General features: G+C 47.5%; 20 protein-coding genes. 6 read left to right on the top strand and 14 right to left on the bottom strand.

Features of this window, described 5'->3' with window-relative positions:
* Positions 1-137 precede the first annotated feature (137 nt).
* Both ACWJJ5_RS17870 and ACWJJ5_RS17865 read right to left on the bottom strand, forming a co-directional pair.
* Positions 138-698, bottom strand: coding sequence for a shikimate kinase (locus ACWJJ5_RS17870; RefSeq protein ID WP_414094087.1), 561 nt, complete (start codon positions 696-698; stop codon positions 138-140).
* A 125-nt stretch (positions 699-823) separates the two neighbouring features.
* Complete coding sequence (locus ACWJJ5_RS17865; RefSeq protein WP_071392154.1) at positions 824-2,134, bottom strand: MFS transporter; 1,311 nt, start codon at positions 2,132-2,134, stop codon at positions 824-826.
* A 203-nt stretch (positions 2,135-2,337) separates the two neighbouring features.
* On the opposite strand from ACWJJ5_RS17865, the gene ACWJJ5_RS17860 reads away from it, so the two are divergent.
* From ACWJJ5_RS17860 to ACWJJ5_RS17850, 3 genes are all read left to right on the top strand, one after another.
* Positions 2,338-3,126, top strand: a complete 789-nt coding sequence (locus tag ACWJJ5_RS17860) for a sugar phosphate isomerase/epimerase family protein (RefSeq protein WP_326359137.1) — start codon at positions 2,338-2,340, stop codon at positions 3,124-3,126.
* A 54-nt stretch (positions 3,127-3,180) separates the two neighbouring features.
* Entirely contained in the window at positions 3,181-3,774 is a 594-nt protein-coding gene (tmrB, locus tag ACWJJ5_RS17855; protein WP_024084868.1) for a tunicamycin resistance ATP-binding TmrB, read from the top strand.
* 180 nt (positions 3,775-3,954) lie between these two features.
* Entirely contained in the window at positions 3,955-4,239 is a 285-nt protein-coding gene (locus tag ACWJJ5_RS17850) for an antimicrobial peptide LCI (protein WP_057080011.1), read from the top strand.
* A gap of 50 nt (positions 4,240-4,289) precedes the next feature.
* On the opposite strand, the gene nadE is transcribed toward ACWJJ5_RS17850, so the two are convergent.
* Both nadE and ACWJJ5_RS17840 read right to left on the bottom strand, forming a co-directional pair.
* Positions 4,290-5,108, bottom strand: coding sequence for an ammonia-dependent NAD(+) synthetase (nadE, locus tag ACWJJ5_RS17845; RefSeq protein ID WP_076851423.1), 819 nt, complete (start codon positions 5,106-5,108; stop codon positions 4,290-4,292).
* Positions 5,109-5,242: 134 nt separating this feature from the next.
* On the bottom strand, positions 5,243-5,839 hold the full coding sequence (locus ACWJJ5_RS17840) for a DUF1989 domain-containing protein (RefSeq protein WP_011996295.1): 597 nt from the start codon (positions 5,837-5,839) through the stop codon (positions 5,243-5,245).
* A gap of 124 nt (positions 5,840-5,963) precedes the next feature.
* Here ACWJJ5_RS17840 and ACWJJ5_RS17835 point away from each other — a divergent pair, with 124 nt between their 5' ends.
* Complete coding sequence (locus ACWJJ5_RS17835; RefSeq protein ID WP_454022591.1) at positions 5,964-7,292, top strand: amino acid permease; 1,329 nt, start codon at positions 5,964-5,966, stop codon at positions 7,290-7,292.
* 1 nt (position 7,293) lies between these two features.
* Here the strand turns inward: ACWJJ5_RS17835 and ACWJJ5_RS17830 are convergent, their stop codons facing one another.
* From ACWJJ5_RS17830 to ACWJJ5_RS17820, 3 genes are all read right to left on the bottom strand, one after another.
* Positions 7,294-8,055 carry a YqcI/YcgG family protein gene (locus tag ACWJJ5_RS17830; RefSeq protein ID WP_101562683.1) on the bottom strand — a complete coding sequence of 254 codons (762 nt, stop codon included), beginning with the start codon at positions 8,053-8,055 and terminating at the stop codon, positions 7,294-7,296.
* Between the two features lie 64 nt (positions 8,056-8,119).
* On the bottom strand, positions 8,120-8,749 hold the full coding sequence (locus ACWJJ5_RS17825) for a LysE family translocator (RefSeq protein ID WP_007409057.1): 630 nt from the start codon (positions 8,747-8,749) through the stop codon (positions 8,120-8,122).
* Positions 8,750-8,812: 63 nt separating this feature from the next.
* Positions 8,813-9,274 (bottom strand): MarR family transcriptional regulator, encoded by a 462-nt coding sequence (locus ACWJJ5_RS17820; protein WP_017419364.1) that lies wholly within the window; start codon positions 9,272-9,274, stop codon positions 8,813-8,815.
* Between the two features lie 114 nt (positions 9,275-9,388).
* Here ACWJJ5_RS17820 and ACWJJ5_RS17815 point away from each other — a divergent pair, with 114 nt between their 5' ends.
* Complete coding sequence (locus ACWJJ5_RS17815; RefSeq protein ID WP_045206666.1) at positions 9,389-10,921, top strand: MDR family MFS transporter; 1,533 nt, start codon at positions 9,389-9,391, stop codon at positions 10,919-10,921.
* Positions 10,922-10,962: 41 nt separating this feature from the next.
* On the opposite strand, the gene ACWJJ5_RS17810 is transcribed toward ACWJJ5_RS17815, so the two are convergent.
* The 4 genes from ACWJJ5_RS17810 to ACWJJ5_RS17795 all read right to left on the bottom strand — a co-directional run bounded on the left by ACWJJ5_RS17810 (position 10,963) and on the right by ACWJJ5_RS17795 (position 16,409).
* The gene (locus tag ACWJJ5_RS17810; protein ID WP_176283103.1) at positions 10,963-11,916 is read right to left on the bottom strand and encodes an L-lactate dehydrogenase; all 954 of its coding nucleotides are present in this window, start codon (positions 11,914-11,916) and stop codon (positions 10,963-10,965) included.
* A 270-nt stretch (positions 11,917-12,186) separates the two neighbouring features.
* Positions 12,187-14,166, bottom strand: a complete 1,980-nt coding sequence (gene amyE, locus ACWJJ5_RS17805) for an alpha-amylase (protein ID WP_454022590.1) — start codon at positions 14,164-14,166, stop codon at positions 12,187-12,189.
* Between the two features lie 229 nt (positions 14,167-14,395).
* Positions 14,396-14,884 (bottom strand): DUF6773 family protein, encoded by a 489-nt coding sequence (locus ACWJJ5_RS17800; RefSeq protein WP_064107321.1) that lies wholly within the window; start codon positions 14,882-14,884, stop codon positions 14,396-14,398.
* Positions 14,885-14,975: 91 nt separating this feature from the next.
* A complete protein-coding gene (locus ACWJJ5_RS17795) occupies positions 14,976-16,409 on the bottom strand; it encodes a YfcC family protein (protein ID WP_454022589.1) in 1,434 nt (477 codons plus the stop codon).
* Between the two features lie 134 nt (positions 16,410-16,543).
* Between ACWJJ5_RS17795 and ACWJJ5_RS17790 the strand changes: the two genes are divergently transcribed.
* Positions 16,544-17,665, top strand: a complete 1,122-nt coding sequence (locus ACWJJ5_RS17790) for a M20 peptidase aminoacylase family protein (RefSeq protein ID WP_014304298.1) — start codon at positions 16,544-16,546, stop codon at positions 17,663-17,665.
* Positions 17,666-17,700: 35 nt separating this feature from the next.
* Here the strand turns inward: ACWJJ5_RS17790 and ACWJJ5_RS17785 are convergent, their stop codons facing one another.
* The 3 genes from ACWJJ5_RS17785 to opuAA are packed head-to-tail and all read right to left on the bottom strand — an operon-like array spanning position 17,701 to position 20,687.
* Positions 17,701-18,582: a glycine betaine ABC transporter substrate-binding protein gene (locus tag ACWJJ5_RS17785; RefSeq protein ID WP_007409051.1), complete on the bottom strand. Its 882-nt coding sequence runs from the start codon at positions 18,580-18,582 to the stop codon at positions 17,701-17,703.
* Positions 18,582-19,430, bottom strand: coding sequence for a glycine/proline betaine ABC transporter permease subunit OpuAB (gene opuAB / locus ACWJJ5_RS17780; RefSeq protein WP_003156639.1), 849 nt, complete (start codon positions 19,428-19,430; stop codon positions 18,582-18,584). The genes ACWJJ5_RS17785 and opuAB overlap by 1 nt, the downstream gene beginning before the upstream one ends.
* Positions 19,431-20,687, bottom strand: a complete 1,257-nt coding sequence (gene opuAA / locus ACWJJ5_RS17775) for a glycine/proline betaine ABC transporter ATP-binding protein OpuAA (protein ID WP_069448531.1) — start codon at positions 20,685-20,687, stop codon at positions 19,431-19,433.
* Between the last annotated feature and the right edge of the window lie 24 nt (positions 20,688-20,711).

The following is a 20,711-nucleotide window of genomic DNA, read 5'->3' as shown; positions in this document are numbered from 1 at the left end:
TAATCTCCTTTGTTTTATAAGATTTAATTTTCTGACTCTATCTTAACACGATTTTACACTCATTTTCTAAAAATTTTAATAAACGTTTGTTTAAAAGAAAACAAAAAAGCCGTACGCTCACAGCGTCACGGCTCTTTTTACATCGGCTGATACAGATCCCAGCCGATTTTTAACGTTTCTACGATATAATCGGCGATTTCTTCTGGTTCCAGATTATCCGTCGCCACTTTTGAATTATGTTTATCATAGATGCTTTGGCGCTCGTTAAAGAGCTGCTGCATTTCATCCATGGAACGGTTATGAAGAACGGGACGGCTTTCAATCAGCAGATCAGCCCGCTGCTTCCAATTCTCCCATGATAAATCAAGATGGAGCACGAGACAGTTTTCAAGGCAGCACTGTCTGATTTCCTCTTGTTTAAACGAACCGCCCCCAAGTGACACGATCTTGAATTTCGTATTGCGGCAGATATCTAATATATAATCCTTTTCGGTCTGACGGAAAAAGGCTTCACCTTTTTTCTCAAACATTTCAGGGATGGACATATTGAAATCTTTCTCAATCTGCAAATCAATATCAATGAAGTCTCTGTATAATTTCCTAGCGACCAGCTGGCCGATTGTTGTCTTTCCGACCCCCATGAATCCGATCAGTACGATATTTCTTTCTCTTACGGGAATGGCACGTTTTGCGTTCATCTTCGGCGAAATCCTCCTAAGAAATGAAAAAGTTATGTTTATTATATGATAACTCAATATTGAAATATAGAGATAATGCAATGAAAGAAAACCCACCCTTTATAAGAAGAGATGAGTTTTTCTTTCTATCGGAGCGTAATGCGTTCCACCTTTCCGACAATGAAAATATAAGAAAATGCCCCGATAAATGCGACAGCGCCGACAAACAGAATCGCTCCGTTATATGAACCGGTCGCAGAAACGATAAACCCGATGATAAGCGGGGTGATAATGCCGGCCATATTGGCGAAAAAGTTAAACACGCCTCCTGCCAATCCGATTGTTTCGCTTGGCGCCACCTCACTCAGCATCGTCCAGGATATATTGGACATGCCCTGCGCAAAAGAAGCAATGGATAAGATCGTCAAAACCGCAGGAGCAGAATCCGTAACATTCGCGAGCACGATGGAGCCTGTCAGCAGAAGACCGAGGATGACGGGGGTTTTCCGGGCAACGTTCACCGACACGCCCCGTTTCATCATTCCGTCAGACCAATATCCGCCGAACAATACGCCGAAAAAGGCGGCGACATACGGGATTGATGCGGCGAAGCCGACTTTTAAGAAAGCCATGTGCTTTGCCTCCGCCAGATAAGTCGGAAACCATGTCAAAAAGAAGAACAGCGTGGAGGCTACGGCGAATTGGCCGATATACAAGCCGACAAGCTTGCGGTATTTAAGAAGCTGGACGAAATCCCGCCACGTGATCCTGCCGGCTGATTCAGACACCTCTGTCAGTCCGCCGCCTTCTCTAATATAATCAAGCTCTTCCCGGTTCACTTTCCGGTACCGATTCGGCTCGTGATACATTTTGAACCAGAAAACGGAGAAAACAAGCCCGAGCACGCCTGAAGAAATAAAGACGGCGCGCCAGTCAAATGCCGTTAACACCCAGAATAAAACCGGTGTGGCGAACGCCAGCCCCACATATTCCCCCGCCGTATAAACACCCGTCGCAAAGGCGCGTTCCCGCCTTGGAAACCATGTCGTGACAATCCGGTTGTTTGCCGGAAACGCAGGCGATTCAGCCAGCCCGATAATCAGGCGGCAGCCGAATAAAAACCCGAAACTGGCCGCAAAAGCCTGCACTCCGGTGAAAACAGACCAGATCATTAAAGAAACGCCGTACGTCCGTTTTGACCCGAATTTGTCCAAAATGAGCCCGCCGGGAATCTGCATACCCGTATAGGTCCAGCTGAATGCGGAAAAGACGACGCCCAAAAGCGCGGGGCTTATGTTCAGCGATGTCTGAATGGACGGGGCGGCGATGGATACACTGGCACGGTCTATATAATTAATCGCAGTGATAAAAAACAAAAGAAACAGTATCACATAACGAGCGCGAGTCGGTTTATTGCGGACGGGACTGAAGTCCGTCAGCTCCGTTTCATTTTTCAATGGCTTCTCCCCCCTTACTCGAATGAAATTAATTGTACAACACTTCGGTCAATTATTTAATACTTTGACGCAAAAAAGCGCTAAACAATTTGTGTGCCGCACTGACACCCTGCTTATAAAAGTGTCTGCCCTTTTCACCTGTTTATCCGTATCTCACCCGGGGAAAAGTACACATATGATAGACAGTTACGGGAGGATTACCGATGAAACTGAGTTTTTGCACGACAGGATTTAAAAAAAAGCATATTTTCGACATCATTTCTTTCGCGAAGGAGCACTCCTTTGACGGAATCGAACTGTGGTACGGACACGCTAAACAATATATAGAGGAAATCGGCCCGCTCGACAGGCTTGATCAGCAGCTTCAGGAGGAAGGCATCGGGGTGCCTGCCGTCAGTTTGTACACTGACTTCGCCGCTCAGGATGAAAGGCAGGCGTTAAAGGATGTTCAAAGGGCATTAAGCGCGGCACGACAGCTGCACAGTCCCTTGATCAGAGTCTTTGCCGGCAATCTTCCTTCGCATCGGACGTCACCGGAAAAGTGGCAACGTGCGGTTGATCAATTTCAGCAGTCGGCACGGCTCGCAGATGACTATGAAGTCGATATCGGGCTTGAGATTCATTACGATACGTACGCGGATACACCGGAGGCGGCGCTGGCATTTTTGGAGGATGTCGGACATCCGCGGGTCCGCACCATTTTTGACGGCTCCAACCTACACGTCAATCACGTTGACCAAATGTCCGCTTTAGAAAAGCTGTATCATACCGTAAGCCATATTCATCTGAAAAACTATCACTGGAATTTTGACAACTGGTATCTCAGCAAGCCAACTCCGATTTTTCAAGGAGATCTCGATCAAAAAGCATTTTTAAAAGAGCTGATGAACAGACAATATGACGGTTTTGTTTCTCTTGAGTATTTTGGAGAACATGCCTTTACGCATATAAAGGAATCGCTCCGGGAATATACGTCTGTTTTTTCCCGCTGACTCTTCGATCGAAGGGTCTTTTTTTGTATCATATAGAAAAAGGGGGATATCATGATGATCATTTGGATAAATGGGGCTTTCGGTTCCGGAAAAACACAAACAGCGTTTGAACTGCACAGAAGACTGAAACCGTCTTACGTATATGATCCTGAAAAGATGGGGTTTGCGATGCGTTCGATGATACCGCCGGATATCGCTGAAGATGACTTTCAAAGCTACCCTCTGTGGCGGGAATTCAATTACAGCATGCTTTCCTATTTGTCAGATACATATCAGGGCATCATCATTGTGCCCATGACCATTACGAACGATCAATACTTCCATGACATTATCAGCAGGCTGAGACAGGATGGCCGGACCATTCACCACTTTACCCTGCTGGCTTCAAAGGAAACATTGCTGAAACGCCTGCGCACCAGAGCGGAAGGAAAAAACTCCTGGGCCGCAAAACAAATCGACCGCTGCATCAACAGCCTGTCTGATAGCCTCTTCGCAGAACATCTCCATACAGACCAAATGTCTATTCAGCAGGCCGCAGAAACGATCGCTGCCCAAGCAAATCTGCCTCTTGAGCCTGATTCGAGAGGCAGCCTTCGAAGATTTACCGACAAATTAATGGTGAAGCTGAATCATATCCGTATCAAATAAAAAAGCGTTTTGAAAACATGTCCCTGACCCATGCAAATGGATCAATAAATAAAAAGTCCCTCCGAAGAGATGTTTTTTTCAATTTAAGAAAAAAATTTTAGAAATAAAGGAGGAATTATATGGATAATCGTCTAATTATTAACACTGTAATACATTTCATTTGAAAAGGGAGTGTTCGAAATGAAATTCAAAAAAGTGTTAACCGGTTCTGCGCTGTCTCTTGCCTTACTGATGTCTGCCGCTCCTGCCTTTGCCGCATCACCAACAGCATCCCCATCCGTGGAAAATAGCCCAATCTCAACGAAAGCAGATGCCGGCATTAATGCCATCAAGCCCGTTCCAAGCCCTAACGGTATTTTCGCTGCTTCTTTCGAACTGAATGGTACAACATGGATTTTTAAATACAAATACTATGACAGCAGCAAAGGGTATTGGGTAGGGATTTATGAAAGTGTAGATAAATAAAAATGAAATAAACAAAAAACCTCCCTTTCAAAAGGGAGGTTTTTTTCATTCTATTTCCACCAATCATCAAACATTGATGCCGGCACCTGGCGCTTGTGCTCCGTACTGAGGTAGCGTTTTTCCAGCGCCTCAATCACTTCGGAAGAAACGTCCTTGCCTTCTAAATAATCATCAATGTCATTGTATGTGATGCCGAGTTCGGTCTCATCCGTCTGCTGCGGTTTTTCATCAAGCAGATCGGCCGTCGGTAATTTCAAATACAGGCGTTCCGGCGCGCCGAGCTCTTCTAATAAACGTCTGCCCTGGCGTTTCGTTAATCCGGTCAGCGGCAGCAGATCAGCTCCGCCGTCACCGTATTTCGTGAAGAAACCGGTCACCGCTTCAGCCGCATGGTCGGTTCCGATGACAAGCAGCCCCTCTTGTCCGCCGATGGCATATTGCGCGATCATCCTCATTCTGGCTTTTACATTTCCTTTGTTAAAGTCAGACAGCTGATCGCCCGTTTCTTTTTTGTACTGATCGGCGAACGCGCTGACAGCGGACTTAATATCAAATGTCCATGATTTATCAGGTTTAATGAATTTGAGCGCCAATTGGGCGTCATCCTCATCCTGCTGTGTGCCGTGCGGAAGACGGACGGCGATAAATTCCGCGTTTCCGCCTTCTTCTCTGATGCTTTCAGCCGCCAATTGGGCGAGGCGTCCCGCAAGCGTGGAATCCTGCCCCCCGCTGATGCCGAGCACAAAGCCTTTGGCACCTGTTTTTTTCAAATATTGTTTCAGAAAGTTCACTCTGTCCTCAATTTCTTGTTTCGGATCAATCGAGGGTTTTACATGGAGATCATTCATAATTTGTTTCTGGATGCTCATCCCAATCACTCCTCCTGCATTGTTTCTTTATGATTCATTTCCCGTTCATGCTGAAAATGAATCATGCCACTATGTACGACTCTTTGTTAAATATAGCACAGGTGCAGTTTTTAAGTGAATCAAATACACCGGGATCAGCTGATTTCCACCCGCAGCGCCGTGATGCTGTCGCCGTTGCATTTTCCTTTTTCGATCGGACAGGATGAAAATGCGACGACGAGATCCATTTCCGCACGGAGCCGTACATAATCACCCGCGTCAGAAAGAGGCGTTTCGACTGATAAGTTCCCCTTCTCATCGAGCACCGTGTTCATAAAGATGGCAAATGGGTAATGCATATGCGGCCGCGGCACCCCGAACGGTTCAAGCGCCCCGCTCATATTGTCATAGCACGTATCCTGGAGCTCGTCCTTATGCTTTCCGTATAAAAGCCTGTTCATATCCGGACGGCAGGCGGGAAGCAGCAGGTCATGCTTGCCGACTGTATCCTCAATCAGCGTCAGCATCGGCTTGTATAAATTCGAATAAATATGGTCACCCGTTTTTACATGAATAGACTGGTTGGCATCAATCGTCGCGCCCTGATCAAGATGCTCATAAAAGTCCTTGGCATGATACGCCGTGAAGTCAGCCACCTGCTGCCCTTCCACATCGACTACTTTTATGATCTGCCCTTTGTGAACCTTCAGGCCGAGCCCTTTTTTCGGCGGTACGATAAATTGCTGTGTCATCAGACTGCTCCTTTTTTTCTTCTATTATGAACTCCGGCCGTTTGTTTCATGTAAAGCAATTTATTGGATGTATATTCCCCTTCTGACGGCCGCAATCTAAGCTTTGATAAAGGGGTTGAACTTCATGGGTAAATCACAGGACCAGCCTAAAGGAAATCTCGCTTGGTGGCAGCTCTCCTTAATCGGTGTCGGCTGCACAATCGGGACGGGCTTTTTTCTCGGGTCCAGCATCGCTATTGTCAAAAGCGGATATTCCGCGCTGATCTCATTTCTTATTGCCGGGCTTGGCACCTATTTTGTCTTTGAGCAGCTCGCGAAGCTTTCGGCCAAACAGCCCGAAAGGGGGTCTTTTTGCGCCTATGCGAGAAAGGCTTTCGGCACTTGGGCCGGTTTCAGCAACGGATGGGTGTACTGGTCGTCCGAGATGCTGATCACGGGAAGCCAGCTGACAGCGATCTCGCTGTTTACGAAGCATTGGTTTCCGAATGTGCCGCTGTGGATTTTCGCCTCCATTTATGCGGTGCTCGGTCTTTTGATTATATTTACGGGGCTGTCCGTTTTTCAAAAAACGGAAAATGTGCTCGCTGTTGTCAAGACGGCGGCGATTTTTATGTTTATCGTGATCGCCATATTGGCGCTGTGCGGTATATTTTCTCATAAACCGGATGTGCAGGTGCCGAACGAATCAAAGGATTTGTTCCCGCACGGAGCGATGGGGTTATGGACGGGATTGATTTATGCGTTTTACGCCTTCGGAGGAATTGAAGTCTTGGGGCTGATGACCGTCCACTTGAAAAAGCCGGAGGAAGCCTCAAAATCAGGCAGACTCATGCTTGCCGTACTTGCAGTGATTTACGTCATTTCTCTCGGCCTGGCGCTGCTGTTAGTGCCGCTGGGCAAATTCACCGAACAGGACAGCCCGTTTATTACATCGCTGAAGGGTTTTCATTTAGATATCATTCTTGATATTTTTAACGGAATTTTTATTATTGCGGGATTTTCCACGCTCGTCGCCTCGCTGTTTGCCGTGACGACATTGCTTTGTACAATGGCCGATGACGGGGATGCGCCGAAATGCTTCAGATTAAAGGAAAACAAAAAAATCTGCTGGCCCGCGCTCGGATTGACGTTTGCCGGACTCATCGTCTCCATCATCCTGTCATTGGTGCTGCCGAAAAATATATATGAACACATGACAACCGCGGCGGGCCTGATGCTTCTTTATACGTGGCTGTTCATTTTGTTCTCGGGCAAGAAACTGCTTGAAACGACAAAGATGGGAACCGTACAGATTGTTATCGCCCTTGTGCTGATTGTCGCGGCCGTCTCCGGGACGCTGTTTGAGAAATCGAGCCGGCCCGGTTTTCTGGTCAGCCTTTGTTTTCTCGCCGTCATTGCGATCGTGACATGGATCGTACAAAAAAAGCAGGGACACAGCCCTGCCGGATCATAGCTTATTTCATCGGTTTAAACAGTCTCTTCAAATAAGAAAAGGGACACTTTGACACTTGCGTCTCATCATCACGGAGGAAATATTGCTTCCATTCTAAATTGTCTTTTCCTCCGTACCACCCCAATCGGGGATGAAGAGGGGCTTCATCATACGCCTCTAAGCGTTTTCTGATCAGCCGGCTCATGTTTCGTCCGAACGCGGTTGAATCATTTAATCCTTCAAAAACCCATCTCGGCTGAAACGCCAGCATAAAAAACGGGAAGCTTCTGCTTTGTCTCGCTTCATGCGCAGGCGTCGCGCACAGAATAAAATACGGCTCGCCGTCAAAGCAGAACTCCCATTTATAATGTTCAGGGTCTTCCGGCATGTCTTCCGGCCAGTCTTTCGGGTCGCAGCCGCTCAGCCGGTTTAAAAAAGACCAGAACAGCTCTTCATACGCCTCAACGGAATAATGCTCAGCTAAATCCTCAGGCGTATCAAAAATCACAAGCAGCGACGCGTATCTTCCGGTATTCCTTGAGATCTTTCCGTACTCTGACAGCAGCATCCCCACTTCCTCCGGGGTTCCCTCTTCGCGGGGATCACCCGCAAAGGATATCCGGAGCTGATCTGTCAAAAATCCCTGACGTCCGGGAATGCACGGAAACGTATCCGCTTTATCGCCTACTTTTTCTGATAGAAGCTCAAAAGCGATTCTCTGCCAATTTGGCAGATCCAATAACTTTTCCTCAAGGCAACTTTTTGTGTACAGCCCGCTTGCCATCGGCCCACCTCCAGTATCGTCATGATACGTTATGACGGAGATAGGCGATGGGTGACTCTTCTATTTATGAGATGAGCATTTGAATCCCCTGCCATCCGAAATAAAACCCGAAAACGATCAAAGACACACCCGCCGCTCCCGTCAGCCAGCGGAGCGCTTTTTCATGAAGGAGATTTCTGAAAGTGCTCGCGGCGACCGCCATGCAGAAATCCCAGATCAAAATGCCGAGAAGAATGCCGGAGCTGTAAATCAAAAGCTGATTTGCATCGAAGGATTCAGCGGTTTTGGCGAGAATGCTCCCGTATATGCCGAGCCAGAATAAAATGCTCAGCGGATTGGAAAGAGAAATAAAAAACCCCGCGCCGAATGTTTTGTAAAAAGCCGGTTTTCCTTTTCCGCTTCTGACATTCATGGCTTCCCTTATATTTTTTAACGTTTCGACTCCCGTGTAGGTCAGCACGAAAAAACCGAAGAGCCACAAAAACGTTTTTACAAAAGGAGCGGTCAAAAATTGAGACAGCCCGAAATAGATCAGAATCATATATAGCCCGTCCGCGGCCATAGCGCCGAGACCGAAAATCCATGCATGCCAAAAGCCATTTTTGATGCCTTTGTCAATTTGCGCCGCATTGACCGGTCCGACAGGTGCTGACAATGACAGCCCGAGAACGATGTAGCTTAAAAAGATGTTCATTGGCTTCCCCCTCATTCATGCAACTTGTACAAGTTATTCATGAATGGGCCGTGCTATGATATTTTATTTTAATTTCTCAAGCTCGTCTTCCATTATGTCCGTCACTTTTCCTAAAAAATCGAATATCAGCCGCAGTTCTTCTTCTTTATATTGCCGGCAAAGGCTGATCGTGGACTGGGATAAGGAGCTGAACAATTGCTTCACATTCGCTTTTCCGGCTGTCAGCGGCACGATGATCACCCGCCGTTTGTCTTCGGGGTCTTTTTTCCTCATGACATATCCCGCTTTTTCGAGCCGGTCAATGAGCGCCGTTACCGAACCTGTGCTGAGGCCGGTTTTTTTCCCGAGCTCGCCTGCGGTCATCGGGCCTGCTTCATTTAAGATATCAGCTGATTTCAAATCGGTCGGAAACAGACCGAGAGATTGAGCGGCCGCCTGATGAAAAAGGATCGTCCTTGTGGCCATCTTCCGGAATAACTGTATGGCGGTTTCCTCCGTCTCGCTTCTGGTATTTCTTGTTGACAACTGACAGGCCTCCCTATAAAATCAATTTATCTTGACGATCAAGATAATTTTCGGCAAATCTAATATGATCATAGCAAATTTAATGATCAAAAGTAAGTATGGGAGGAAAAAAGCATGGAACAAACAGCCGCGAAGGACGCCTCGACAAAGTTTGTCGTCATCGGTCTTTTGCTGGGCATTTTAATGTCGGCTATGGATAATACAATCGTTGCCACTGCGATGGGAAATATCGTGGCGGACCTCGGAAGTTTCGATAAGTTCGCGTGGGTGACGGCATCATACATGGTAGCCGTTATGGCCGGTATGCCGATTTACGGAAAACTGTCCGATATGTACGGACGCAAGCGTTTCTTTTTATTCGGTCTTATTCTTTTCTTAATCGGATCTGCATTATGCGGAATCGCTCAAACAATGGATCAGCTCATTATTTACCGCGTCATTCAGGGAATCGGCGGAGGTGCGCTGATGCCGATCGCCTTCACGATCATTTTTGATTTATTTCCGCCGGAAAAACGCGGGAAAATGTCGGGCATGTTCGGTGCCGTTTTCGGCCTTTCCAGCGTTCTCGGGCCGCTTTTAGGCGCGCTCATTACCGACTCCATCAGCTGGCACTGGGTGTTTTACATCAACGTGCCGATCGGTATTCTATCATTGTTTTTCATTCTTCGTTATTATAAAGAATCTCTTGAACATAAGAAACAGAAAATCGACTGGGCCGGCGCAATCACACTGGTGGTTTCCATTGTCGGTCTGATGTTCGCTCTTGAGCTCGGCGGAAAAACGTATGATTGGAACTCCGTGCAGATCATCGGTCTGTTCGCTGTGTTCGCCGTGTTCTTTATCGCCTTTTTTATCGTGGAAAGAAAAGCGGAAGAACCGATTATCTCATTTTGGATGTTTAAAAACCGTTTATTTGCTACGGCACAGATTCTGGCGTTCCTTTACGGAGCCACGTTCGTCATTTTAGCGGTGTTTATCCCGATCTTCGTTCAGGCTGTGTACGGAAGCACCGCGACAAGCGCGGGCTTTATTTTGACGCCGATGATGATCGGTTCTGTTATCGGAAGTATGATCGGCGGAATTTTCCAGACGAAAGTGCGGTTCCGCAATTTAATGCTGATTTCCGTGGTCGCTTTCTTTATCGGAATGCTGCTGCTTTCCAATATGACACCGGATACGGCGCGTACGATGCTGACGGTATTCATGCTGATCTCAGGATTCGGCGTCGGCTTCAACTTCTCACTGCTCCCGGCTGCGTCCATGAACGATCTGGAGCCGCGTTACCGCGGAAGCGCCAACTCAACAAACTCGTTTTTGAGATCATTCGGTATGACGCTCGGTGTGACGATTTTCGGAACCATCCAGACGAATGTGTTTACCAACAAGCTCACAGATTCATTCAGCGGCATGAAAGGAGCGGGCGGCGCGATGCAGAACATCGGAAATCCGCAGGACATTTTCCAGGCCGGCACGCGCGCCCATATTCCGCCGCACATTCTGGATCGCATTATTGACGCCATGTCGCAAAGCATCACATATGTATTTACGCTTGCGCTGGCGCCGATCGTCATTGCGGCCGTTACCATTTTGTTTATGGGAAAAGCGAGAGTAAAAACCTCTCAGGAAATGGCGAAAAAAGCGAATTAAAAAAAGCAGTACATGGCGTTTGTCATGTACTGCTTTTTTGTTTACTCTGCGAAATGCGGAGCGAGAATATCTTTCAGCACGTTTGCGCTGCGGCTGAATTGAGCCTGTTCTGTTTCATTCAGCTCAAGTTCCGTCACACCTGCGATGCCGTTCCGATTGACGACGGCCGGAACGCCGATAAAGACGTCGTTTACACCGTATTGGCCGTCCAGATATGTGCTGACGGTTAAAATGCTGTTTTCATTACGCAAAATCGCTTTTGTGATGCGGGCGAGGCTCATCGCCACTCCGTAATATGTCGCGCCTTTTTTCTCGATAATATGGTAGGCCGCGTTTTTCACATCGTCAACGATCTGATCCAGCTCGTCCTGTTTGTAAGCTGCATTTTTCTCCAGCAATTGCTGTACCGGCACTCCGCCGATATTGGCGTGACTCCATACAGGAAGCTCGGTATCGCCGTGCTCGCCGATAATGTGGGCGTGTACGTTTTGCGGAGCGGCGCCGAAGTATTCACTCAGCATATAACGGAATCGCGCAGAATCCAGTGTCGTGCCGCTGCCGATGACGCGTTCTTTCGGAAGCCCGCTGAATGTCCATGTCGCATAAGTGAGAATGTCGACCGGGTTTGTGGCAACGAGGAAGATGCCGTCAAATCCGCTTGCCATTACTTCACCGACAATGCTTTTAAAAATGGCGAGATTTTTTTCGACCAGCTCAAGTCTCGTTTCGCCCGGTTTTTGATTGGCTCCGGCACAGATGCACACGATATCGGCATCCTTGCAATCCTCATATATGCCGTAAGACGTTTTAACCGGATGAGGCGCAAATGCCTTTCCGTGATTTAAATCCATGACATCGCCCATGGCTTTTTCTCTATTTACATCAATGATCACAAGCTCATCTGTGATCCCTTGGTTAATTAACGCAAATGCATAACTGCTTCCAACAAAACCTGCTCCGATTAATGCTACTTTGTTCACTCGTTCGTTCATCATGTATGCTCATCCTCCAGTGTTTCGTGGTGTCTGTTTTTAACTTGTGAAGTATTTCACATTTATATTGTGCAACACTTCACAAACTTTTGCAAGAGAAAAGTTTGATTTTTGGACAAAAAAATATCGGTGATGGTTTCCAGATTGTTGACAACATCCTAAAACGGAACCGTTTTAGGATGTTGTCATCTTTTCAGCGTGATTGAAGATGCGCTGTCCTTTTCCCAGAAGCGAGGGTTTGCCGGCACGCTGATGTGATGATGGCCCTATCCATTAATGCGGAAGATAACCGTCTAAACCGGAGTTGTTATACAAACCATTCTGCACATAATCAAAGCCGGGCTGGTTCTGTCCGGGCACTTGGGCGCTGCCATTGTTAAAAATCACTTTGGCATTGGCCGTATCCGCATTCGCAGGCAGCGTCAGCGTGTAAATTCCATTTGCATTCTTAGTCATTGCTTTCCCCGGCCACGATCCGGTTAATTCTATGGCCCTGCCTCCATCATGTTTGTAAATATAAGCATTTACCTGGCCCCAATGATCCGGATTTTGATAGCCAATGATGTTGGTTTGGGCCGGGTCTTTTTTGACAAACGTGTATTCTTGGGTTCTCTCTGCACCCTCGCCGTTCGTTCCGGTTAACTTGATGTTGTATGTCGTGCCGATTGGATCTCCTTTCCCGATCGTTAATCGGTCTCCATCCTTAAATGCTGTCTGCTGCCCATTATTGATTTGGTAAACGGCTTTTGTTGTTTTCGCATTTGCACGCAGGGTGACCGTCAGCTGATCATTGAAAGAATGGACTGCCCCCGTTTGGTAATTCTCAAGAAAGACCTGAGGCGCATTTCCAATATCATCGGGATAAAGAACAGCCGCGGATCTGGCATTGATCGTACCTGTCAGTTTGCCGTTCGCTACTTGAAATGAACCGGCGCCGGCCCTATTATCATACCTGCCGTCAGGCAATTTCGTTGAAGTATTGACGGTGACAGAAGACGATCCTGCATTAGCCAGCACAACGCCTTTTGAGCCGCGCTGATTCATAAATATTTGATTGTTCCCATTCGGATTCGAGAGTTCCTCAGGCTGCCCGGCCATTACATTGTGAAATTGATTGACCGCGGTGATCGCCTGATCTTTAAATAAGGCGCTCCCGCGATCTCCTATTTGACTTTTTCCGGGAAATCTTACACCATTTCCTCCGCCCTCAGGTCTGGAAAAGAAAAGAGGCGTGCTTCCTGAGCGGGAACCAATCACTGCCCAGCCTAAACGGATATCGTCATCACTCATCCATGTGGACTCTTCCTCATCATTGGCATACGTATCATGTGATTCCACCCATGTGACTAACTTGTCCGCAGACACGTCAGATGCATAATGGGAGATATTCGACACACTCAGATTACGGTTCTTTAAAGCGGATCTGATGGAATGCCCATAGTTAGAAGCCGTCACATTCATATAATTCGCATAAGCAGTATCTCTGGACGCGCTGTCTTGCAGGATTTCTCCGTATTGGAACTCCGCCGATGTATTTGTGATATTCGGCCAAAATCGGCTGCCGTAATTCCCATCATCCGGAAGCTCTATATGCTTGGCGGCATCATAGCGGAACCCGTCTGCTCCGTCATTCAATGCTCTTTCCAAGAAACGTTTCAGATAGGCCTGCACCTCAGTATTCTGTGTATTCCAATCATACAGCCCAAGCAATGAATTTTGAGTGACGTCCCACCTGTCCGACCAATTTTTAATTTGTGTGTTTCCATGGGTCCAGTTTGGAATACGCTTAATCTCGTCAGAAATCGCGGCGTAATCGCTGGTGGTATGATTGATAACCGCATCGACAATGACTTTTACGCCATACTTTTCCGCGGCTGCACACATGTCCTTAAATTCTTGTTCAGTGCCTAAGTAACGGTTGCCGATTTGGTACGATGTCGGCTGATACAGCCAGTACCAGTTCCTCATGCTTTTATCTCCTTGGTTCCCTTCCTTTACTCGGTTAATCGGAGACGTCTGAATGGCTGCATAGCCCGCATCACGAATATCTTTCATATTTTGTGTTAACGTATTGAACGACCAATTCCAGGCATGAAGGATGGTCCCGTTTTTGACCGATGACGCGGCCGCCTCATTCGATTTGTTTGCAGTTTCAGCGTTTGCAGCCGCCGGGCCTGACAAAACCAAATGAAACAGCAATAAAAATCCGGCGAATAACGGCAGTAAAGAGGTTTTGAATCGTTTTTCAAACATTTTTGACACTCCTTATTTCATTTTTGAAGACTGACTGCGGAGTCAAAAATTCCTCTTACTCTTTCTTCAGCTCCTTTCAACTGTTGTGAAGACTGGAGAATTATGTTAACGCTTACATTTCAACTTATCACACTCTCTCTATCAAAGCAACGTGACAGAGTGAATTCAAATCTATATTCCTATCAAATCAAAAGACTTCCCGCTTTCAAACAAAAAAAGAAACCACCTGTCAGGATGATTTCTTTTTTATTTCTTTTATCGCTCTTCTGTAAGACAGCTTCACAATGACATACCGAAGCAAAAACAGAACGCCTCCGCAGACGATAAAAAGAAAGATCATTTTCAGCCAAGCAAAGAATGTATGGGGAAACCCCCTGTCGTACATCGTAAGCGCCGCCACCGCAAAAGTGACCGCAATTGAATCTATCCGCTGCTGCTTCACCCGCTTTTTCAGTTCTTCTTTGGTGTCTATTCTCGGCATGAGCATTCCCGACGCTCCCGCCCTGATGCAATAATAAACAATTATAATGAAGAAAACCGCCAAGCTTCCGGCCCATTCCCTAAACGGACAGTTCAGAACAAGTCCGCGTACGATGATGTCAAGCAAAGACAGTGTGCCCACAAGCATTCCGACTTCTGACCAAATCATTCGTTCTTTCTCTTTCACACTCTCACTCTTTCCATTCACGTTTGAAAGTCCGTTCCGACGCTGATTCATGACTTCCTCCCGTACTATTAAGAATGGCTTACAACTCCCATTATATCTTGCCGATTCATAATGATAAACCGAAATATCATTGACAAAATGTTTAATAAGGACCCCAATTGATCAGGACGCCTATGCAGATAAACACGAGGCCGATGACAAACCAAATCAGCGCCAGCGGAATCATGAAGCGAAGCCACTTTACGTACGGAATGCCGCTGGCAGCCAGTACGGCCATCAGCACGCCGGAAGTCGGATTGACACAGTTTACGACGCCTTCCCCGAGCATGACCGCTTCAACCGCGACCTGTCTCGTGATGCCCATCAGATCGGCAAGCGGCGCCAAGATCGGAATAAATACGACCGCCTCCCCTGAGCCCGATGATATCAGAAAATGAAGCAGGGCGCTGGAAATATACATTCCGATTGCGCCTGCCATCGGGCTGAAACCGTGCAGCAGTGACGCAAGTCCATTGACTACCGTATCAAGCAGCTTTCCGTGTTCCAGAATAACGGAAATGCTTCTCGCCATTCCGACGATCAGCGCGCCGTAAACGAGGCCCTGACAGCCTGTAATAAACGTTTTTGCGATATCATTTGCCGCCATTCCCGCAATCAGGCCTGACACGATTGAGATAAAAATGAACACGGCGGCCATCTCTGAATCAGACCAGCCAAGAGTAAGCGCGCCGTATAAAAAGCCGGCAAGCGACAAAGCCGCGACAGCCAGAATCAATTTGTGGCGGACGGTAAACGGGACTGGCTTGTCCTCCGGATCGGAAGCCTGCGGGATTGAACCTGCCGCCGGAAACCAATCGTTCCCCAGCAGACTGGCGTCCTTTGCTTTTCTGAGCCTTCTCGTATACCGATAAATATATAAAATAGATGATAGCAGAAAACAAATGTAGACGGCAATCCGCAGGCCGATGCCGGAAAACAGCGGCAGCTCCGCGATGCTTTGTGATAACCCGAGCGGTGAAGGTGATAAAATCGTCGCGTTAAACCCGGCATAGCAGCCGATATAAATGACGGCCGCTCCGGCCACGGCGTCCCATTTCAGCGAACGGGCGACGATCAGGCCGATCGGAATAAAACCGATCACGGAATTAACGACGATGCCGGTTGTGCCGAGGATCGAAAATAGAGATCCGACAATCGCAATAAACAGCAGCTGTTTGGTGCGGAACGTACTGATGACATTACTGATCAATCCATTGATGGCGCCCGTTTTCTCCAAAGTCGCAATGGTTCCGCCCGTAAACAGGATTAAAAAAATAATCGGCGCGGAACTTGTCATCCCTTCCTGAATCGCGGTAAAAAAAGCGATCGGGCTGACAGGAGACTGGTCTAAAGAATGATAACTTCCCGGGACGGCGGACGTCACACTGCCCTTTGTCACCCTGTCAAATTCCCCCGCGGGAACGATGTACGATGCTATCGCGCATAGTAAAGCGACAATGAACAGCAGCACATAAGCATCAGGCATCACAAACAATTTCTTCTTTTTCAATACAGGTTCGGCCTTCGGCACAGCCATAACATCACCATCCCGCTTTAAATTTATAAACTATTCAGAAAATACAGATATGTGCTATATTATATACAGACCGATTGCCTGTTTTCAATATCAAAAAATAAAAAACAGACAGCTTTTGAAGGAGGACTTACGGCATGAACAGACTCACAGAGCATGAAAAGCAAGTCATTATGGACATTTTTGACCACCTGCACGCCAATCCCGAAGTAAGCTGGAAAGAATATCAAACAACTGAATATCTGACTGAAAAACTGAAAGAGGCCGGCTGCCGAATCCGTACGTTTGATGATTGCACCGGTGTTGTCGGCGAAATCGGAGAAGGCTCGCCCGTTGTGGCTGTCCGGGCGGATATTGACGCGCTGTGGCAGGAAGTGGACGGTGTCTTTCAGGCGAACCATTCATGCGGACATGATTCACATATGACGATGGCGCTCGGCACGATGATGCTTTTAAAGAGTCAGCCGAAGCTTCCGAAGGGCACCATCCGCTTTATTTTTCAGCCGGCTGAAGAAAAAGGCGGCGGAGCGCTGAAAATGATTGAAAAAGGCGTACTGGATGATGTTGACTTCTTATACGGCGTGCACGTGCGCCCCGTACAGGAAACGGCAAACGGCCGATGCGCACCGTCCATTCTGCATGGCTCAAGCCGGCATATAGAAGGCCTGATTATCGGAGAAGAAGCCCACGGCGCGAGACCGCATCTCGGGCTTAACAGTATCGAAATCGCCGCTCTTCTCGTCCAAAAACTCAGCTTCATTCATCTTGATCCCGGCATCCCGCATTCCGTGAAGATGACAAAGCTTCAGGCAGGCGGAGAAAGTTCCAATATCATTCCGGGAAAAGCATCGTTCAGCCTTGATCTCCGCGCACAAACCAATGCCGCCATGGAGAAATTAACCGCCGAAACCGAAAGAGCCTGTGAGGCGGCGGCTGCCGCATTCGGCGCAAAAATCGAACTGCAAAAAGAACACAGCCTCCCGGCAGCCGAGCGAAACAAGGAGGCGGAAGCCATCATGGCATCTGCGATCAGCAGCATTCTCGGAGAAGAACATGTGGATGAACCCCTTGTGACAACCGGAGGAGAGGATTTTCACTTTTACGGGTTAAAGGTGCCGAACTTGAAAACGACGATGCTCGGCCTAGGATGCGGTCTGGAGCCGGGACTTCACCATCCCCAAATGACATTTGACAGAAGCGCCATCTTTACTGGCGCTGAGATATTAACGGCCGCCGTCCTCAAATCGTTTGAAGCATAAAAAAAAGCAGCCCGTTACAGGGCTGCTTTTCCTCATTACTTCTTCAGATCTTCAATTGAATTGACGTTTTTCATATACTGAGGAACGACCAGACCCATCTTGACGCCTGTCAGACTCGTTCCTACATCTTCATATTTGCCTTTATATTTAGACGCATATGCCTTATGGGTATTCGGAAGCCAAGCAGACAATGACGCATCCGCGCTGCCTGTCGCAATCGCAGTCCACATCGGTCCTGCCTCCACTTGCGTCAGCTTCACGTCATAGCCGAGGTCTTGAAATACTTTTCCGATTACATTCGTACTTGCGATTTCACTGTCCCATGCCACATAAGCCAGGTTGATTTTATCCCCTTTGACTTTATGGGCGCCTTTTGTCCATTGAGCCACTTGGTCTTTATGTTTTTTCACATATTCAGCAGCGGCTTTGGCCGGCTTTTCGCCTTCCTCAACGGCAATCATGACTTCTCCCATATCGTCCTGCGTCCATTTGAACTGGCTGAGAACTTTGGCCGCGTTAGGCTGTTCCTTACTGAAGCCGGTTCTTGTAATCGTATGAATCTGCTCGGCAGTTCCGTACGTTTTTTTCGGATCATCAAGGAACTTCAGCTTGTATCTGGAGAACATCCAGTGCGGCGTCCAGCCCGTTACGATGATCGGCTTTTTCCGGTCATATGACTTCTTCAATGTCGCCGTCATGGCGGCACTTGACGCCGTGACGACATTCCAGTCTTTCAATCCGTAATCCTTCACGGCCTCATCCGTCAGGGCCATGATCCCCGATCCCGGATCAATACCGATAATGGTTTTGTTCACCTGGTCCGCAGCCGTTGCCTTACCATCAGTCTGCGAACCGCAGGCAGCCAAAGAAAGAGCCAGCGCAGCGGTAACGCCGACACCGATGATTTTCTTAAGCATCAGGCATTCCCCCTGCTCTTCTTCTTCACTTTAATGTTTTGCGTGATACGGTCGAGTGTAATCGCTACGATAACGATCGCGATACCCGCTTCCACTCCGACACCGGTTTTCAACTGTGTCACGGCGCTGTATACTTCAGAACCGAGGCCCGGCGCACCGACCATGGCCGCGATAACGACCATTGACAAAGCAAGCATGATGCTTTGGTTAATACCGGCAAGAATTGTTTTTGTGGCAAGCGGAAGCTGCACCTTGAACAGACGCTGAGACGTCGTTGAACCGAATGCTTCCGTCGCTTCAATCAGATCAGCCGGAACCTGTTTAATACCGAGAACCGTCATGCGGATCGTCGGAGGCATCGCGAAAATAACAGATGCCACAACGCCTGGCACAACCCCGATATTAAAGAAGAAAATTGCAGGCAGCAGGTATACGAAAGCCGGCATGGTCTGCATTAAATCCAGAATCGGTGTGACAATGCGGCGGACCGTTTCTTTCTGAGACGCCCATATGCCGATCGGAACCCCGATAATAATGGAAATCAAAACAGATGTGACGACAAGCGCCAACGTTTGCAGCATCGGCGACCAATAACCCAAATAATCAATAACAAGGAATCCGATTAACGTAAAGAGTGCAATTCCTCTCGTACTGATCCACCAAGCGAGAGCTGCAAAAATAACAGTCAATAAAATAGACGGGATGAAACCCAAACCGCTCACAATCGCGTTTACGAAAGCGGCCAAACCGTTTGAGATTCCGTCAAAGAAACCTCCGAACGTCATGGTAAGCCAGTCAACAAACCGGTCAACGATATCTGCTAACGGAATTCTAGGCAATCTGTCCATTTACTTCACCCCCTGAACAGAAGAATCCTGAGCTTGTTCAGCAGAATCTTCAACATTTATATAATCGTTATTTCCTGAAAGCGCGCCGATTAATGCGCCTTTTACGACAATGCCTCTCATGCGGTCCTTATCGTCCGTGACGGCGATCGGAATATTCGCATCAGACACGACATCGAAAATTTCCGTCAAGTATGTGCTTTCATGCACAGTCGTAAATTCAGTATTTAAAATATCCTGAAGCGATAAGTCGGATTCCACCGCTTTTTTCGCATCCGCCGCGTGAATGACGCCGAGAAGCTGTTTCTGTTTATCAACGGCGTAAATAGAAGAAATACCGAGATTCTTCATGAGCTGCAGCGCTACACGAGGCCCTTTGTCAATCCGCACGGTTTCAGCGCGCTTCATGATGTGGCCCGCTGTCAGAACTTTGGATAAGTCAACGTCCTCAACGAATTTCTCAACGTATTCATTGGACGGGCTCATCAGAATTTCTTCAGGCGTCCCGATCTGAACGATGTTACCGTCTTTCATCAGCACGATTCTGTCACCGATGCGCAATGCTTCATCAAGATCATGCGTGATGAAGATGATCGTCTTGCCGACAGAGTCATGAAGGTCTAAAAGCTCATCCTGCATGTCTTTGCGGATCAGCGGATCAAGCGCACTGAAAGCTTCATCCATCAGAAGAATGTCAGGATCATTCGTCAATGCGCGGGCAAGTCCGACACGCTGCTGCATTCCTCCGCTGAGCTGATCAGGGAATTGGTGTTCAAAGCCTTCAAGACCGACAAGTTTAAGCGAATCAAGCGCTTTTTGCTCACGCTCTTTTTTGTCGACGCCTTGGAGCTCCAACCCGTATTCCGTATTTTCAAGAATCGTTCTGTGCGGAAACAGCGCAAATTTTTGAAAGACCATGCTGATTTTTTTCCGGCGCACTTCCCGGAGCTGGTCTTTTGACATATTTGTTATCATGTCACCATCAATATAAATATTCCCGGCAGTCGGTTCAATAAGCCGGTTTAACAGCCGAACTAAAGTTGATTTACCGCTCCCCGATAGACCCATGATGACAAATATCTCCCCATCATATACATCAAAGTTTGCTTGATTGACACCAACGGTTGATCCGGTCGCTTTCAGGATCTCTTTTTTGTTTTTTCCGCTGGACAGCATCTGAATGGCTTTTTTTGTCTGTTTTCCGAAAACCTTAGATACATTTTCGACTTTTATCTTAATTGGTTTCTCATCCAAATTCATATTTTCCCTCCATAATAAGCAATC

The sequence above is a fragment of the Bacillus sp. JK74 genome (genome assembly GCF_053663395.1).
The sequence above is the reverse complement of the archived record's forward strand: the minus strand, read 5'-3'. Positions and strand labels throughout refer to the sequence as shown.

Bases quoted from the DNA above. Each gene is read 5' to 3' on its own strand.
- ACWJJ5_RS17870 (WP_414094087.1), bottom strand. From the start codon at position 698: ATGAACGCAAAACGTGCCATTCCCGTAAGAGAAAGAAATATCGTACTG.
- ACWJJ5_RS17860 (WP_326359137.1), top strand. From the start codon at position 2,338: ATGAAACTGAGTTTTTGCACGACAGGATTTAAAAAAAAGCATATTTTC.
- tmrB (WP_024084868.1), top strand. From the start codon at position 3,181: ATGATCATTTGGATAAATGGGGCTTTCGGTTCCGGAAAAACACAAACA.
- ACWJJ5_RS17850 (WP_057080011.1), top strand. From the start codon at position 3,955: ATGAAATTCAAAAAAGTGTTAACCGGTTCTGCGCTGTCTCTTGCCTTA.
- nadE (WP_076851423.1), bottom strand. From the start codon at position 5,108: ATGAGCATCCAGAAACAAATTATGAATGATCTCCATGTAAAACCCTCG.
- ACWJJ5_RS17840 (WP_011996295.1), bottom strand. From the start codon at position 5,839: ATGACACAGCAATTTATCGTACCGCCGAAAAAAGGGCTCGGCCTGAAG.
- ACWJJ5_RS17835 (WP_454022591.1), top strand. From the start codon at position 5,964: ATGGGTAAATCACAGGACCAGCCTAAAGGAAATCTCGCTTGGTGGCAG.
- ACWJJ5_RS17830 (WP_101562683.1), bottom strand. From the start codon at position 8,055: ATGGCAAGCGGGCTGTACACAAAAAGTTGCCTTGAGGAAAAGTTATTG.
- ACWJJ5_RS17825 (WP_007409057.1), bottom strand. From the start codon at position 8,749: ATGAACATCTTTTTAAGCTACATCGTTCTCGGGCTGTCATTGTCAGCA.
- ACWJJ5_RS17815 (WP_045206666.1), top strand. From the start codon at position 9,389: ATGGAACAAACAGCCGCGAAGGACGCCTCGACAAAGTTTGTCGTCATC.
- ACWJJ5_RS17810 (WP_176283103.1), bottom strand. From the start codon at position 11,916: ATGATGAACGAACGAGTGAACAAAGTAGCATTAATCGGAGCAGGTTTT.
- amyE (WP_454022590.1), bottom strand. From the start codon at position 14,166: ATGTTTGAAAAACGATTCAAAACCTCTTTACTGCCGTTATTCGCCGGA.
- ACWJJ5_RS17800 (WP_064107321.1), bottom strand. From the start codon at position 14,884: ATGAATCAGCGTCGGAACGGACTTTCAAACGTGAATGGAAAGAGTGAG.
- ACWJJ5_RS17795 (WP_454022589.1), bottom strand. From the start codon at position 16,409: ATGGCTGTGCCGAAGGCCGAACCTGTATTGAAAAAGAAGAAATTGTTT.
- ACWJJ5_RS17790 (WP_014304298.1), top strand. From the start codon at position 16,544: ATGAACAGACTCACAGAGCATGAAAAGCAAGTCATTATGGACATTTTT.
- ACWJJ5_RS17785 (WP_007409051.1), bottom strand. From the start codon at position 18,582: ATGCTTAAGAAAATCATCGGTGTCGGCGTTACCGCTGCGCTGGCTCTT.
- opuAB (WP_003156639.1), bottom strand. From the start codon at position 19,430: ATGGACAGATTGCCTAGAATTCCGTTAGCAGATATCGTTGACCGGTTT.
- opuAA (WP_069448531.1), bottom strand. From the start codon at position 20,687: ATGAATTTGGATGAGAAACCAATTAAGATAAAAGTCGAAAATGTATCT.